Annotated in this window: 17 protein-coding genes; 8 read left to right on the top strand and 9 right to left on the bottom strand. The window is 37.5% G+C overall.

Translation table 11 applies throughout. The annotated features are described in order from the left end of the window. Window positions 1-16 precede the first annotated feature (16 nt). Together speB and ABMA70_RS00520 are read right to left on the bottom strand one after the other, a co-directional pair. The gene (gene speB / locus ABMA70_RS00525) at window positions 17-931 is read right to left on the bottom strand and encodes an agmatinase (RefSeq protein WP_199177519.1); all 915 of its coding nucleotides are present in this window, start codon (window positions 929-931) and stop codon (window positions 17-19) included. A gap of 104 nt (window positions 932-1,035) precedes the next feature. After that, a complete protein-coding gene (locus ABMA70_RS00520) occupies window positions 1,036-2,187 on the bottom strand; it encodes a M14 family zinc carboxypeptidase (RefSeq protein WP_158246802.1) in 1,152 nt (383 codons plus the stop codon). Window positions 2,188-2,274: 87 nt separating this feature from the next. On the opposite strand from ABMA70_RS00520, the gene ABMA70_RS00515 reads away from it, so the two are divergent. The 3 genes from ABMA70_RS00515 to bfr all read left to right on the top strand — a co-directional run bounded on the left by ABMA70_RS00515 (window position 2,275) and on the right by bfr (window position 4,009). Continuing rightward, the gene (locus tag ABMA70_RS00515; RefSeq protein ID WP_392992163.1) at window positions 2,275-3,138 is read left to right on the top strand and encodes a RimK family alpha-L-glutamate ligase; all 864 of its coding nucleotides are present in this window, start codon (window positions 2,275-2,277) and stop codon (window positions 3,136-3,138) included. A 96-nt stretch (window positions 3,139-3,234) separates the two neighbouring features. Continuing rightward, complete coding sequence (locus ABMA70_RS00510) at window positions 3,235-3,459, top strand: bacterioferritin-associated ferredoxin (protein ID WP_103217042.1); 225 nt, start codon at window positions 3,235-3,237, stop codon at window positions 3,457-3,459. 67 nt (window positions 3,460-3,526) lie between these two features. Beyond that, window positions 3,527-4,009 (top strand): bacterioferritin, encoded by a 483-nt coding sequence (gene bfr, locus ABMA70_RS00505; RefSeq protein ID WP_103217041.1) that lies wholly within the window; start codon window positions 3,527-3,529, stop codon window positions 4,007-4,009. Window positions 4,010-4,064: 55 nt separating this feature from the next. Here bfr and hemH read toward each other — a convergent pair whose 3' ends face one another. Then, window positions 4,065-6,497, bottom strand: a complete 2,433-nt coding sequence (gene hemH, locus ABMA70_RS00500) for a ferrochelatase (RefSeq protein ID WP_392992164.1) — start codon at window positions 6,495-6,497, stop codon at window positions 4,065-4,067. A 64-nt stretch (window positions 6,498-6,561) separates the two neighbouring features. On the opposite strand from hemH, the gene queF reads away from it, so the two are divergent. Further along, the gene (gene queF, locus ABMA70_RS00495; protein WP_392992166.1) at window positions 6,562-7,131 is read left to right on the top strand and encodes a preQ(1) synthase; all 570 of its coding nucleotides are present in this window, start codon (window positions 6,562-6,564) and stop codon (window positions 7,129-7,131) included. A 22-nt stretch (window positions 7,132-7,153) separates the two neighbouring features. Beyond that, window positions 7,154-7,360, top strand: a complete 207-nt coding sequence (locus tag ABMA70_RS00490; protein ID WP_103217038.1) for a twin-arginine translocase TatA/TatE family subunit — start codon at window positions 7,154-7,156, stop codon at window positions 7,358-7,360. Between the two features lie 3 nt (window positions 7,361-7,363). Here ABMA70_RS00490 and ABMA70_RS00485 read toward each other — a convergent pair whose 3' ends face one another. The 3 genes from ABMA70_RS00485 to rpsP all read right to left on the bottom strand — a co-directional run bounded on the left by ABMA70_RS00485 (window position 7,364) and on the right by rpsP (window position 8,387). Beyond that, window positions 7,364-7,750 (bottom strand): response regulator, encoded by a 387-nt coding sequence (locus ABMA70_RS00485; protein WP_392992167.1) that lies wholly within the window; start codon window positions 7,748-7,750, stop codon window positions 7,364-7,366. Window positions 7,751-7,839: 89 nt separating this feature from the next. Further along, window positions 7,840-8,079: a KH domain-containing protein gene (locus tag ABMA70_RS00480; protein WP_392992169.1), complete on the bottom strand. Its 240-nt coding sequence runs from the start codon at window positions 8,077-8,079 to the stop codon at window positions 7,840-7,842. Window positions 8,080-8,138: 59 nt separating this feature from the next. After that, window positions 8,139-8,387, bottom strand: coding sequence for a 30S ribosomal protein S16 (gene rpsP, locus ABMA70_RS00475; protein ID WP_392992170.1), 249 nt, complete (start codon window positions 8,385-8,387; stop codon window positions 8,139-8,141). Between the two features lie 140 nt (window positions 8,388-8,527). On the opposite strand from rpsP, the gene ABMA70_RS00470 reads away from it, so the two are divergent. Together ABMA70_RS00470 and ABMA70_RS00465 are read left to right on the top strand one after the other, a co-directional pair. Beyond that, window positions 8,528-9,235 carry a TatD family hydrolase gene (locus ABMA70_RS00470; protein ID WP_392992171.1) on the top strand — a complete coding sequence of 236 codons (708 nt, stop codon included), beginning with the start codon at window positions 8,528-8,530 and terminating at the stop codon, window positions 9,233-9,235. Beyond that, a complete protein-coding gene (locus ABMA70_RS00465) occupies window positions 9,190-10,251 on the top strand; it encodes a tRNA-dihydrouridine synthase family protein (RefSeq protein ID WP_392992172.1) in 1,062 nt (353 codons plus the stop codon). The genes ABMA70_RS00470 and ABMA70_RS00465 overlap by 46 nt, the downstream gene beginning before the upstream one ends. Here ABMA70_RS00465 and ABMA70_RS00460 read toward each other — a convergent pair. Then, complete coding sequence (locus tag ABMA70_RS00460; RefSeq protein WP_392992174.1) at window positions 10,248-10,706, bottom strand: MerC domain-containing protein; 459 nt, start codon at window positions 10,704-10,706, stop codon at window positions 10,248-10,250. The genes ABMA70_RS00465 and ABMA70_RS00460 overlap by 4 nt on opposite strands. A 170-nt stretch (window positions 10,707-10,876) precedes the next feature. Here ABMA70_RS00460 and ABMA70_RS00455 point away from each other — a divergent pair, with 170 nt between their 5' ends. Beyond that, window positions 10,877-11,731, top strand: coding sequence for a hypothetical protein (locus tag ABMA70_RS00455; RefSeq protein WP_392992176.1), 855 nt, complete (start codon window positions 10,877-10,879; stop codon window positions 11,729-11,731). A gap of 39 nt (window positions 11,732-11,770) precedes the next feature. Here ABMA70_RS00455 and ABMA70_RS00450 read toward each other — a convergent pair whose 3' ends face one another. Both ABMA70_RS00450 and mgtE read right to left on the bottom strand, forming a co-directional pair. Then, window positions 11,771-12,160, bottom strand: coding sequence for a hypothetical protein (locus ABMA70_RS00450; RefSeq protein ID WP_392992177.1), 390 nt, complete (start codon window positions 12,158-12,160; stop codon window positions 11,771-11,773). Window positions 12,161-12,240: 80 nt separating this feature from the next. Continuing rightward, window positions 12,241-13,575, bottom strand: a complete 1,335-nt coding sequence (mgtE, locus tag ABMA70_RS00445) for a magnesium transporter (protein ID WP_103217031.1) — start codon at window positions 13,573-13,575, stop codon at window positions 12,241-12,243. Window positions 13,576-13,614 lie beyond the last annotated feature (39 nt).

Here is a 13,614-nt window from a genome sequence, read left to right as displayed (position 1 = left end):
AAATTTCCTTTTCTTATTAAGACTTCGTTTTACTAGTCAGTAGTAGGATCATCTCTCTTACAACTTTCGCAGCAAAAACAGAACTATTCCCAGAAGAGTCAATCTCAGGGGCAAGCTCAACAATATCACAACCTACTATATTCTTTTCTAGTAGGATTTTAACAAAACTGATGAATGAATGGAAATCCTCTCCACCAGGCTCAGGTGTTCCTGTTCCCGGAAAGAAACTTGGATCAAAATAATCAAGATCCAGAGTTAAATAAACAGGACGATCTGCAGGAATCGCACGAACTCGGTCTAAGAACTCTGCGCGAGACTTTGCAATTGTTCCATGCTCATTCATATAATCATATTCTTCTTTCGTTCCAGAGCGAATCCCATATTGAATGAGGTTATGCTTTGGACCAAAGTGATCAAGACTTCTTTTAATAATTGAAGCATGTGAGTAATGGTAGCCTAAATAACCATCACGAAGATCTGCATGCGCATCAAGATGAATAAGCATTAGATCGTCAAAATCATGAAGGTACTTTTTAATTGGTGCATAAGAAATTGAATGTTCTCCACCAAGAGTCATAATCTTAATATCATTTTCTTTTAAATTAATATGGTCGAAGTTTTTTTCGAAACAAGCAGTTGCAACTTTCCAACTCTCTTCTTGCTGATCAGCAACAGGAAGATTTCCAAGATCATAGAAAGTGCAATCTTCAGTCGAAAGATCGAGATATGGTGAATACGTTTCAATACCGTCCGAGACTTCTCTTAAGGCATCTGGCCCAAGGCGTGTTCCTTTTCTAAAACAGGCCGTTCCATCAAAACCAAAACCAACAAGGTTGACGCTGTGAGGCCTAACTTCGTCAGTAACAATTGCCATATCATAAGGGGTACTTGGAGCCTCTAGGCCCGCTAATTTCCATAAGTTCTTTTCCATAGGCTACTAATAAATCCTAATGGAATTTCAGTCAATTTAAATTGATATGAAAGTGTAAAAAAGTGGCCCCTAAAGGCCCATTAAGTAACTAAAATGACTAAACTTTAATCAATTCGGTTCTTTCTGGCCGTAACGTCCGATCGAGTCATTGGAGCATGGAAAACAGCGAAGTCAATTGACTCACGAAACATCTTCCAATACTTCTTATGATTGCGGTTATCACTTGAAGGAAGTTCAAGTGTGTAAGTAGGAATCTTTCTCTCATTTCCAGCGTAATTTCCTAAGCTTCCAGGAAAGAAAGGATAATTTTTTACGCGGTAACCATTGGCCTTTTCACTCATTGTATTTAGAAGCTCTTCTGCCTTTAGAGCAAGGCCATCTTCTTCATGAATATGATTTGAAACAACCGGTCCATCATAGTCGAGAATAGTTAGAGGTGCGTGAACAGTAATGATCTTATTTGGGTTATAACGAGCAATAATATTTACTTGGAATATTGTTTCCTGCTCAGAATTTGCCACCTTACCAGGGAACCTTCTTTTAGCAGCTCCGTAGCGAGTTTTCCAAAGATGAAGGGCCTTATTCTCCCAATCTTTAGTTGGAAAATTTCTGTTAGGATCAATGCCACGAGAATTTGTTCGAGTTGGTCTTTTCTTAAAGAATGAATCAGGAGAAACAATTGGAACAACTGCCACAAGATTATCCTTAAGCTTTTTTTGACCTTCAATTGTCGCTACTTCGTGATAGAGATGGTGAAGGATATCAAAGCAGAATTTAATTGGAGTGATTTCATCACCATGCACACCACATAGAACTAATGTCATATTCTTAGGTTCTTGCTTGTGTTCTTCTTCATCACCAAAAACAGTCCACATAATAGGACGGCCCTGATGAGTATCTCTTACATGAATCCATTTATATGAATCACAATGAGACTTACCCCAACCATATTTTTTAAACTTGTCATCAATATCGCCACAAAAAGACTCAACGCGCTTTGTATTCTTTACTGCAGAAAATTCATTCTTATGTGAGTGGTCAGTAAAATTGAACTTATCACTTTTAACATCATTTTTCGGGTGCTCGATTTTCTTTCTGGCCACTTCCCCCTGATGATCACTATGCTCAGCACTATTGGTAACGACAACTTCCTTATTGAGTTGGCCATTTTCAATAACCTCAACACCAGAGCAAGAAAGTAAAAAGATAATTAATGAGAATAAAATTGTGTAATTAAATTTTGATAATCGATTCATAGCTACCATTAAGGCCAAATTAGTATAGTGTTATAATATCATATATAATTTATAGATATTCAATATTTTAGTGAGATATTACGCAATATGGAAAGTCTAAACTTACTCATCTTAACCACGAACCCAAAGCTTTATGCTTGTGTTCAACTCGAAGCAGCGATCACAGAAGCAACTCATTCGTGCCGATTCAGTGATCCTTACTCCGTAAGTTATGAAGAGTTGGCCTGGGCCGATCTCGTGATTAATCGTAACACGGGACTAAGCTATAATGATGATGACCTTGAAAAATTGGCCACACTTAGCAATAAAAAAGTCATCAACCCTATCACTTGTTCACGAATCCTTAGAGATAAGTATAAACAATGGCCGTTTTTTAAGGAAGTTCTAGCGCCTTCACAGTTAATACAAACCTATTCACTGCAACAAGGGCCCCATTATTGTGACACGCAATCGAAGTGGATTATTAAAACGACTAGAGGACTACAGGCAAAGGGAGTTTTCCCTTCAACAGATATTCTAAAAGATCGACAAGAGTTACTGCGCAAGGGAGATCTAAATTATATTATCCAGCCCTATATTGAGTTGTGCGCAGAATGGCGCGTGCTGCTTTTTAAAAATATTCATTCTAAAAAAATTCAAAAGCTCGTTATAAAGAAGACGCCTAAGGCAAGTGAAGAAGCATTTCACATTCTAAACTTTGCCGCTAGTAACACAATTCTAGTTAACGAAGAGAATGTCCCAATTAAGGTTTTAGAATTGGCCACGAGCGTTTCAAACGCCTTAGATTTCTACTTCATCAGCATTGATATTCTTGAGACCATAGATGGCCAATATAAGCTTGTTGAAGTGAACGGATGTCCCGGAATGAGTCACAGCGATGAGCTACTATTATCTTCCCAATACCGTTCAACGATGGCCCAATACTTCGTTGAAAAAGTCATAAATTACTGAAATTATATTAGACTCTCAAAATTTCTATATCATTCTTCAATTTTTTGTTTGATTAACAAAACTTTTGACGATAAGATCAAATGAGGAGACAAGTAAATGTATATTTGTATTTGTAACGCCATTACACAAGATATGCTCGATAATGCGATAAAGCAGGGACAAACAGAGAAAGAGGTAATCAACAGCCTTGGAATCGGTAACTCATGCGGTGTTTGCTTATTAGAACAAGTCTCTGCCGGTCTTGCTAAGAAGAACCTCAAATCGAATCAAAATGAGCAAGGCAATGAGGTTAAGAATAACTTAACTCCTGTCAAAAAATAAAATCCTTGAAACACATCCCAATCTTCTATAGCATTAATCCATAGTAAATTAATGAAAGGGATTAATCATGAAAGGTGATCAAGACGTAATCAAAGCATTAAATAATGTTCTTACAAAAGAATTAACGGCCATTAATCAGTATTTTCTTCATGCAAGAATGCTAGAAGACTGGGGACTCGATAAGATTGGCCATCTTGAATACAAAGCAAGTATTGATGAGATGAAATATGCTGATGAAGTAATTAAGAGAATTCTATTCTTAGAGGGACTTCCTAATCTTCAAAAGCTTGAAAGAATCAGAATCGGTCAAAATGTAAAAGAGATCATCGAAGCTGATCTTGAAACAGAAGCTGAAACTGTACCATTACTTAAAGAAGCAATTGAACTTTGTGAAAAGAAGCAAGATTATGTTTCTCGCGATCTTCTTTCAAAGATTCTTGACTCTGAAGAAGAGCACGTGGATTGGTTAGAAACTCAACTATCTTTAATTGAGAAAGTTGGCATCGAAAATTACATGCAATCGCAAATTGAAATGAAAACGGGACACTAGTCCAAAATGATAAAAGCCTCGCAAAGCGAGGCTTTTCTTTTATCTGTATGGCAGACTATTCGTTTGTTTCTTGTGGACTTGGAAGTCTTGCAATCATAAGAATTGGAATAATCAAAAAGATACTTCCAAGATAGTAAGGTGCTGCCGAACTATAGCGCCAGTAAACAAGAGAGGCAACAATTGGCCCAATCACTCTTGCTAATGCTCCAAGCGATCTAAAAACACCAATAACATGTCCCTGACTCTGTGCCGGAGAATACATTGAAACAAGTGAAGTTAGACAAGGGATAACTAAAGATGATCCCACTGCTAAGAAAAATAAACCTGCGTAAACTAACCAAGAAGATTGTGCAAATCCAATAAGAATAAGACCCGGGATAATTGTCACAAGGCCTTGAAGTGCCATACGCTTCTCACCTACAGTATGTGCCTTACGGCGAACATAACCACCTTGAACAAGAGCTAAGATTAAACCAATAAAGATAAACATATAAGCATTATCCATTGATGAGTAACTTAGTCTTTCTGCTGCAAGGAAAGTTAATGTAAACTCCATCCCACTAAATGCTAGTAAGAATAAGAAGTAACCAAAGTTTGTAAGGTTAACACCTTTGTACGGAAGAGGCTTAAAAAGAGTAATTGGGTTAGCACTTCTTTCACTTTCATGTTTTCCGCGCTTCGCTTCAGGAAGTGTTTCATCAAACTTATTAAATAAATTAATTAAGTTAAATAACGAAAGAACACCAGCGACAATTGCGGCCATTGAAAAAGGGTTTACACCATAGTCAGCAAGAACTGGATAAAACTTTGTTAGATCAAATAGAGAAAGAATTCCCCCCATTGCTGGCCCAATAATAAAACCTAGTGCAAAGGCAATACCGATTGTTGCCATTCCTTTAGAGCGGTTCTTATTAGTTGTCACATCGGCCACAACAGCAGTTGCTGTTGAGATATTTCCACCCATGATCCCACCAATGAATCTTGCAATAATTAGGATTGTAAAATTACCAGCAACGGCCCATAGGACATAACTGATAAAAAGACCAAACACAGAAACTAGCAGAACTGGCTTTCTTCCAATACGGTCTGAGATCGTTCCCCAAATAGGTGCTGCAACAAATTGTAACAGAGAATAAAGTGCACCAAGTGCACCACCAAAAAGTACGATGGCAGAGAAGTTACTTGCTCCTCCTGCTTGTGTTAGCGTGTCAATCGAGCCAAAGATTGCTTTTAAGAAAACGTTATCGGCATCAACTGTTAAATAATACTTAGCAAGTGCTGGAAATAGAGGGAAGATAATTGAGAATCCCACAAGATCTAAGAATAATGTTAAAAAGACAATTTTAAGCGACTTCTTAGCATTATCACTTAATGGCTCTGATTCCATTGTTTGCTTTGGCATATCCATGTATTTTTCCTCTTCTATTTGGTATTCGATTTTTTCAACTTCTTTTGGATTCTCACAAAGAGTTTCAACGTAATTAGCAAAACCCTTGGCCCAATTTTCGTCGTCATTTAAACATTCAATTGCATGAATGTGAGTACCATACTCTTCAACTTCTTCTTGTAACTCAGTTCCAATCTCATCAATCGTTTCTAAACAATCCGCAACGAACGCTGGACAATAAACAGCAATATTCTTTGCACCTGCTTTTGCAAGGTTGGCCGTATACTCATCTGTATAAGGAGTTAGCCACTCTTCACTGCCAAAGCGAGATTGATAAGTCATATGAATCTTTTCTGGATCAATCCCTACGACGCCTCTCTTGATTAACTCGAAAGTTTCAAAACAGTGTTGATAATATGGATCTTTCTTATAGATGACTCTCCTCTTTGGAATCCCGTGAAAAGAGATAACGAGATCATCGATATTTTCATTGGCCAACTTCTCATTGATCTTTGCAACTGAATTATCAATAAAAGCGTGTAGACGATGAAAGTTTGTAATGACTTCAAAGTTTGGAATCCTAACCTTAGTTTCTAAAAGCTTTCCAAAGAAATCGATCCCACTTGCAATTGTCGATTCCGAGTATTGTGGAAACATTGGAATAACAATTAACTTTTGAGCTGGATCTCTTCTCTCATCAAGCTCTTTTTCCCACTTAGCATAAACGTCTGCAACTTTTGGCTCACAAAGTAGAAACGCGTGCTCAACTTCGATATGCTCAGGCGTTAGCTCATTTACTCGATGGGTAAACTCACGCGTGATTCTAGTTAGAGGAAATTCACTTCCCTCCCATATTCTACTATAAAGAGCTGCCGACCTCTTTGGCCTAAAAGGTAGAACAAAGAGATTTAAAATGATTTTCCAAACTCGTGGATCAATATCCACAACTCGTGGATCGGCCAAGAACTCTTTTAAATATTTTCGTACATCTGAAGTTGATGGTGACTTTGGAGAACCAAGTTGAACAAGAACAACTTTAGTGACCTTGTGCTCACCTTTTTTACCAACTGGAAATGTTAAATGATCATGACGCATTGCCATTGTTCCTTGATAATGTTAAATTAAGTAAATATAACCTATCAAAATAATTCAAGAGAGTCGATAAATGTCAGCATCGAAAAAATCTATCAAGAAAACTGAAACAAAATCAAAGTCAAAACCTAAACAATCTCCAAAAGGAAGAAATGTAAAAGAGCTAGACGCATTTGCTCTTGGTTCGGCCAACACTGAATACCCGGATACTTATGCTCCAGAGGTTCTAGAAGCTTTTGACAACAAAAACCCTGGAAGTGATGCATGGACTACTTTTGTCTGTACAGAGTTCACTTCACTATGCCCAAAAACAGGACAACCAGACTTTGCTCGTATCTATATTAACTATATTGCGGACAAGAAGATGGTTGAATCTAAATCATTAAAACTATACCTATTTAGCTTTAGAAATCATGGTGATTTCCATGAAGATTGTGTGCAAAAAATTTGTGACGATTTAAACAAGCTAATGAAGCCAAAATACGTTGAAGTTATTGGTGAATTTACGCCAAGAGGTGGAATTTGCATCTATCCATATGCCTCAAATTCCAACAATAAGAAGATTTATAAGGATATTCGTGCAAAAAGGTTTAGCGAATATGCTCCAGGTAAGTATACAATGGACTTATCTAAAATTTATTAATTTAGCGTAAAATGAGGAAAATATGAGCCTTGGAATTACTGAAAGTTTAATTATCCTAGCTATTATTGTTCTACTGTTTGGAGGTAAGAAGCTTCCAGAACTTGGAAAGTCTCTTGGAAAGGCCATCACAGGCTTTAAGCATGGACTTAAAGAGGAAGATGAGCAGAATAACACTAATACTGCTAGTAAAATCGAAGACCAATCAAATAACGAAAATAAGAATAGCTAGTTTCTAGCTCTGTAGAACAGTTATTACCTGCTTAAGGGTAAATGGTTTTGGTAGAATACCACTAACACCTTTGCCCTTAATCGTATCAGAATTAATCGAACAATCACCTGTTGCAAGAATAAATGGAGGCATCTTCTCCTTAAGAACACCTTGTGCTCTTGTGGCCAATTCCATTCCATTTACTTCGGGCATTTGATAATCAGAAATAACGTGTGAATAAGTATGCTCACCTAGTGCACTTAAGGCAGCACTAGCATCAGCACATGCATCGACTTCATAACCTTCCATACGAAGAGCATCTTGTAAGAGCTCCAGTATCTCTACTTGGTCATCAACCAGTAAAATACGCTTTACTTCAGGATTCTGTGACATCGTCATTGTTTCAATCATATATGTGCTCGCTTTCGTTTAAACAAAAATAAAAAAACCTATCTTTCGATAGGTCTTTTTAAAACACAATATTTATTGATTCAAGTAAATTATTCTATAATTTCTAAAACAGATCTTTTTTTCAACTTAGTTGAAGCAGCATTAAGAATTGTTCTTAGTGCGCGAGCTGTTTTCCCTTGCTTCCCAATAACTTTACCAAGGTCAGTTTTATCAACCTTAAGTTCGATAACTGTTGTTTGTTCACCAACAATCTCGTTTACTTCTACTTGCTCTGGCATATCAACTAATGCGCGACTAACTGTATTGATTAAGTCTTTTAACTCACTCATCATGAACTCCTTCTACAAAAATGCCGTTTATGCTTTTTTAAATGAAAAACAAAAAATTACTAGTTAAGAGTAACTTTGTTCTTCTTTAGAAGTGTTCTTACAGTATCAGAAATTGTAGCACCTTTACCAACAAGCTCAGTGATTCTCTCAGCTTTAACGTCGATAAGGTTATTTTCTTTAAGTTGTGGGTTATATTGACCTAACTTCTCGCTGAATTTTCCGTCTCTTGCATTTCTTGAGTCAGCTGCAACGATTGTGTAAATAGGCATGTGAGTTCTACCACCGCGTTGTAATCTAATTGTTAACATTAAGTACTCCTACATCAATTTGTAACGCTTATAATAAATATATTAAATAATTCCTAAATAAATAATTGATTTTAAAAAGATAAGCAATATCTTTTTTCAAATTTTTAATTAGAACGGTAATGTATTAAAATATATGCCATATGACAAGCAAAGAAAGCGAAAGTGCAAAATTTATCGACCTTCACGGCCATTCGGGACCGAATAAAACGACCTCTATTGAGGATTTCTGCATCTATTCCTACTCACCGCAAATCAATGACTTACCTGTAGATGGTCAATATTACAGCGCAGGAGTCCACCCATGGAAGCTCTCTGATGCGGTAACTAGCTTTGAAGAGGTAAAGAAGATGTGTCGCTTAGACAATTGCCTTATGGTTGGAGAAGCAGGCCTGGACCGTGCCATTGAAACAGATCTTAGAGAACAAGAAAAAATCTTTAGCTGGCATATCGAGTTGGCCAATGAACTTGGAAAGCCTCTAATTATTCATAATGTGAGATGTCTATCTGATATCTTTCGTCTTCATAAATTCTATCAAGGACATACTGCCTGGGTGCTTCATGACTTTAACGGCACGTTCAAGGATTTGAATGACTGTCATGAGCGCCAGATTTATACAAGCCTAGGTCCACGCTTCTATGAATCCTCTAATGCGAAAATACGCAGCACCATCTTGAATAATAAAGTGGACTTAGAGTATATCTTCTTTGAAACTGATGATCGTAGCGATGTGGAGATTTCTCATATTTATGAAGAGTTTGCCACTAGACAAGAGCTCGAGCTAACAGATCTAAAGGAAAGAATTTGGCACAACCTATCTCGCCTTCTTGGCAGAAATTTAACGACTTAATAGAATTCAAGGCCCTTCTTGCGCCAATGGTTGGTTTATCACATGTCGCCCTTAGAGATGCACTAAGACCTTACTTTCCAAGTGAGATGAAGACCTTGTGGGCCACAGAGATGTTAAATTCAAGAAGGCTCCCTGATCAAATTCTAGGTGAAACTCCTGAGACATTTAAAAGTGAGCTCGACTACGGCCTCTATCCGCAAATTCTTTGCAACGAAGAGAGATATATTGAAAAGGCCATCCCTAAGCTTGAGAGCTGGGGAGCAAGTGCAATCGATATCAACATGGGCTGTCCGGTAAAGAAGGCCTTAAAACACAATTACGGCGTCTCTTTAATGGGAGATACTAAATACGCGGCAAGTGTTGTAGAGATGGTTAAAAGACATGCCACAGTACCTGTTTCGGTAAAGCTTAGGGCGGGCCATCAAAATGATAAGAGCTTTCTTTTAGACTTCTGCCATGCCCTTAAAGAAGCTGGTGCCGATTGGCTTATCTTACATCCAAGACTTGCGGCCCAAAAAAGAAAGGGTGTCGCAGATTGGGAACAAATTAAATACTTACAAGAAAGTATCGATCTTCCTATTATTGGGAATGGAGATATTCAAGATCACGGCGATATTTCTCAAATGCTTATAGAGACAGGTTGCCAAGCAGTGATGTTAGGTCGCTCTTTAACGGCCAAGCCCTGGTTAATAACACAGTTTGCGGCCCAGCAAGGTCATGAACTTAATGAATTTCAACAGCAATTTCTAAGTGAAGACCCTTATCTTCATGCTAGCTACTATGGTGAGTTTGTGAAGGCTTACGTGAACGCTTGTTTTAAATACTTTGATAAAAAAGCAGCACTTAAACGCATTCGCTTCTTTTTAAAAGTCGGACATGTATGGCTAAACTTCGGGCATAGCTTTACAAAAAAGCTCTTTGCACTAGAGACGGCCAAAGAATATAACGATGCCATTGATCTTTATATGAGCAACTCATCGTTAAAAATTTCACAAAGAACAAACTTACGTTATTAGTGCTCGCAGTGGTTACAGCGACATAGTTTGATATTAAGTAAGTGTGCTGCAATAAGAGCTAGACCACCAATAATTGAGGCTACAACTTCTACAGTACCAATTGAATGTGCATGAGTGTGCATATGCATATGACCAGCATGCTCTGCTAGGAAGTACTGGTTAAAGTGACCAACTAAAATAGTGGCCATACCAAGAATTCCAATAAAAAGTGGTCTTCTATCATTATGAACCTTTAGATTTTTTATAAAAGCGTAAAGACCAACAGGCACAATTATAAAAATCGCAAGACTATGAATTAATGGATTTTCGAAATAGCTAGCAAGTGAAGGAACAAAAATAATCAATAGCGGGATTGCCATGCAATGTAGGCAACATAGGACAGAAACAATCAGTCCTGCTCGATCCGCTGATTCGTCATATTTTGTTGTTTTTACTTCTTCCATTTCGTTGTCCATAAGCGTCCAATTGATTGATATAAGTATATATAGAGAATTCTTTGACTCAAAGCAAGTAAATATTAAAAAAATACCATCATTAAAGTGTTGAAAATACTTTCTAATACGTTACACTTTATAACGTAATATTATTTACGTGTATCAAGATAATCTTGCTACAGGGGGAAACAATGAGTGGTTTAGACGATTTTTTAAAAAAGAAGAACAAACAGGCCAAACATGCGCTAACGTCATCAAGTGATGAGATTGTGAAAAAGTGTAGACACCTGTTAGAAAGAATTCAAGAAGAAGGTAGTGAGAAATATGATGAACTCTATGCTCACTTTCGTTTTCGCTATGACAAAGTAAATGTACAAAAGCATAAGGTTGAGAAATTCTTTGAAGAGCTTCAACAAGAACTAGATCGCCTGGGTAAAGATCCAATGAAAGTTCTAGCTGAATACGACAAGCTTATTGAAAAAGAATTAGAGGCCATTGGTCATATTGAGACATATCAGAATGTTAAGAAGTCGACAAAGAAAGCAATTAACAGAGTTGCAAAGGCCGCAAAAGAGATGTCAGATGATGTTGAAGAAGCGGTAAACGAAGTTAAACGCACGACTAAGAAAGTTGCTAATGATCTAACAAAGAAAGCACAAGATGCTAAGAAAGAAGCTAAGAAGGTTGTAAAGAAAGCGACAAAGAAAGTAGCTAAAAAAGCAGAAAAGAAGGTTGCGAAAAAAGTGGCCAAAAAGACTGCGAAGAAGACTGCGAAGAAGACTGCAAAGAAAACAGCAAAGAAGGTAGCTAAAAAGACGGCCAAAAAAGTTACCAAGAAAGTTGCGAAGAAAGCAGCAAAGAAAGTAGCTAAGAAGACGGCCAAAAAAGTTGCCAAGAAAGTTACGAAGAAAACAGCAAAGAAGGTAGCTAAGAAAACAGCAAAGAAAGCTGCACCAAAAAAAGCAGCGAAGAAAGTAGTCAAAAAGACTGCAAAGAAAACGGCAAAGAAAACGGCAAAGAAAACGGCAAAGAAAAAATCAAAATAAAAACAAGGCCCTCACTTGAGGGCCTTTTCTTATAAAACTCTACTCTTCAAAAAATAAAACTTTATCACTATTTCGCAGCATAAATCCCTTTATGTGATCATTCATATCAACAAATAACTTAAATACCTTCTCTTCCTGAGGAAGAGAGCTATCAAATGCTTTATTAAATAACTTGATATTCTTACAAACTACAGATGATGCATAATAAGTCTCTGAAGTTTCATAATAATTAAATGTTCTATCTTCACCTTCACCGCTATAGTTACCAAGATAAAAGCTAACTGAAGAAATACTTCCTGACTCTTCTTGTTCGGCCGTATAACAACTCGTTGAAGATACTGTTGCTAAATCAACAATTCTTAAAGTTTGTAGACCAGCTACTGCATAAAAATTAAATGCACTTACTAAAATTACCAAAGCTAATTTCATAAACTCTCCTAAATATTTTTTCTGATATTTAGCATGGTCGATGAGACATAAACACTCCCCCCTGAAGTATTTACCATAAGCTAAAGGAGCGCGTGAGCAATAGAGAAATAGATAATGATTCCCGTAACATCGCAAATTGTTGCAACAAAGGGAGTCGAGGCCGTGGCCGGGTCAAAGCGAAGCTTCTTAAGAATAAATGGCAGCATTGAACCCACAAGAGTTCCCCACGTCACAATACAAACAATACTGAAGCCAACGATCATGGAAATTCGAGCAAAGTTTAGGCCGTAAATTTCATTTGCATGAGGCCAAAAATAAATTCTTAAAAAACCAAAAACCCCTAGAATAAGCCCCATGAAAAGTCCTGAGCCGATTTCACGGAAAAAGACTCTGACAGTATCAGAATTTTTAACTTCACCAAGAGCAAGGGCGCGAATAACAAGTGTAGAAGCTTGCGAGCCCGAGTTTCCACCTGATGAAATAATTAAAGGAATAAACGTTACAAGAGCAACGGTTTGAGCAATGGCATTTTCAAAGTGAGTCATGGCAGTTGCCGTTAACATCTGGCCAATAAAGAGAATGATAAGCCAGCCTAGACGCTTTCTTGCCATTTCAAAAAAACCAACTTCAAGATAAGGAGCATCAAGAGACTCAACGGCACCGATCTTTTGCATATCTTCTGTCGTCTCTTCTTCTACCGCCTTAATGATATCATCAACTGTAATGATACCTTTCATACGAAATTCTTCATCAACAACAGGAAGAACAACCTGGTCGTGACGGGCAAACACACGCCCAATCTCTTCCTGATCCATATTATCGGGGATCGCAATTAGATCCTGTCCACTACTCATAAGCTCTGATACTTTTTGACCATCACGTGCTCCAAAGAGCTCTCGCAAAGAAACCACCCCTAAAAGCTTTTGAGAAGCATCGATAACATAAGTATAATAGATTGTTTCAACATTACTCAGCGTTTGAGTACGAATATAGCGAATGGCCTCTTCCACCATCATATTTGCACGCAGGCGAATATAATTGGAGTTCATTAGACCACCGGCAACGTCTTCGGCATAGGCCATTAGGGCCATTACCTCAACACGCGCATGCTTTGCTAAAAGAGATAGAGTTTCTTCTACTTGGTCTCGATCGAGAAGTTGAAGAATATCGGCCAAGTCATCATAGGCCAAGTCATTTGCCCAACGTCTTTTAAGATCGCGGTCAAATTGTTCAAATAAATCAGCTTGGTAGTTTGAATCAAGAGAGTCAAAGAAATCCAATGCCTCTTCTTCAGACATACTATTAAAAGTTGAGAGACGCTCAGACTCAGAAAGAGAAGGCCAATCTTTAAGGGCGATACCAATTTTAGTAAATTGCATCGTGTTCTCAATTTCTGGATGAGTTTCGTTTGTCATTTAGTTTGCTCCCACAAAGTACTAATCGACATTCTAAGT

The sequence above is a fragment of the Halobacteriovorax sp. XZX-3 genome (assembly GCF_043196495.1).
Taxonomy (GTDB): domain Bacteria; phylum Bdellovibrionota; class Bacteriovoracia; order Bacteriovoracales; family Bacteriovoracaceae; genus Halobacteriovorax_A.
Note: the sequence above shows the minus strand (reverse complement) of the source record. Positions and strands in the feature narration are given on the sequence as shown.

Excerpts from the sequence above, each read along its gene's own strand:
- ABMA70_RS00460 (WP_392992174.1), bottom strand. The coding sequence starts at position 10,706 with ATGGACAACGAAATGGAAGAAGTAAAAACAACAAAATATGACGAATCA.
- ABMA70_RS00490 (WP_103217038.1), top strand. The coding sequence starts at position 7,154 with ATGAGCCTTGGAATTACTGAAAGTTTAATTATCCTAGCTATTATTGTT.
- ABMA70_RS00480 (WP_392992169.1), bottom strand. The coding sequence starts at position 8,079 with ATGAGTGAGTTAAAAGACTTAATCAATACAGTTAGTCGCGCATTAGTT.
- ABMA70_RS00455 (WP_392992176.1), top strand. The coding sequence starts at position 10,877 with ATGAGTGGTTTAGACGATTTTTTAAAAAAGAAGAACAAACAGGCCAAA.
- ABMA70_RS00515 (WP_392992163.1), top strand. The coding sequence starts at position 2,275 with ATGGAAAGTCTAAACTTACTCATCTTAACCACGAACCCAAAGCTTTAT.
- ABMA70_RS00520 (WP_158246802.1), bottom strand. The coding sequence starts at position 2,187 with ATGAATCGATTATCAAAATTTAATTACACAATTTTATTCTCATTAATT.
- speB (WP_199177519.1), bottom strand. The coding sequence starts at position 931 with ATGGAAAAGAACTTATGGAAATTAGCGGGCCTAGAGGCTCCAAGTACC.
- rpsP (WP_392992170.1), bottom strand. The coding sequence starts at position 8,387 with ATGTTAACAATTAGATTACAACGCGGTGGTAGAACTCACATGCCTATT.
- ABMA70_RS00470 (WP_392992171.1), top strand. The coding sequence starts at position 8,528 with ATGACAAGCAAAGAAAGCGAAAGTGCAAAATTTATCGACCTTCACGGC.
- hemH (WP_392992164.1), bottom strand. The coding sequence starts at position 6,497 with ATGGCAATGCGTCATGATCATTTAACATTTCCAGTTGGTAAAAAAGGT.
- bfr (WP_103217041.1), top strand. The coding sequence starts at position 3,527 with ATGAAAGGTGATCAAGACGTAATCAAAGCATTAAATAATGTTCTTACA.
- queF (WP_392992166.1), top strand. The coding sequence starts at position 6,562 with ATGTCAGCATCGAAAAAATCTATCAAGAAAACTGAAACAAAATCAAAG.
- ABMA70_RS00485 (WP_392992167.1), bottom strand. The coding sequence starts at position 7,750 with ATGATTGAAACAATGACGATGTCACAGAATCCTGAAGTAAAGCGTATT.
- ABMA70_RS00510 (WP_103217042.1), top strand. The coding sequence starts at position 3,235 with ATGTATATTTGTATTTGTAACGCCATTACACAAGATATGCTCGATAAT.
- ABMA70_RS00450 (WP_392992177.1), bottom strand. The coding sequence starts at position 12,160 with ATGAAATTAGCTTTGGTAATTTTAGTAAGTGCATTTAATTTTTATGCA.
- mgtE (WP_103217031.1), bottom strand. The coding sequence starts at position 13,575 with ATGACAAACGAAACTCATCCAGAAATTGAGAACACGATGCAATTTACT.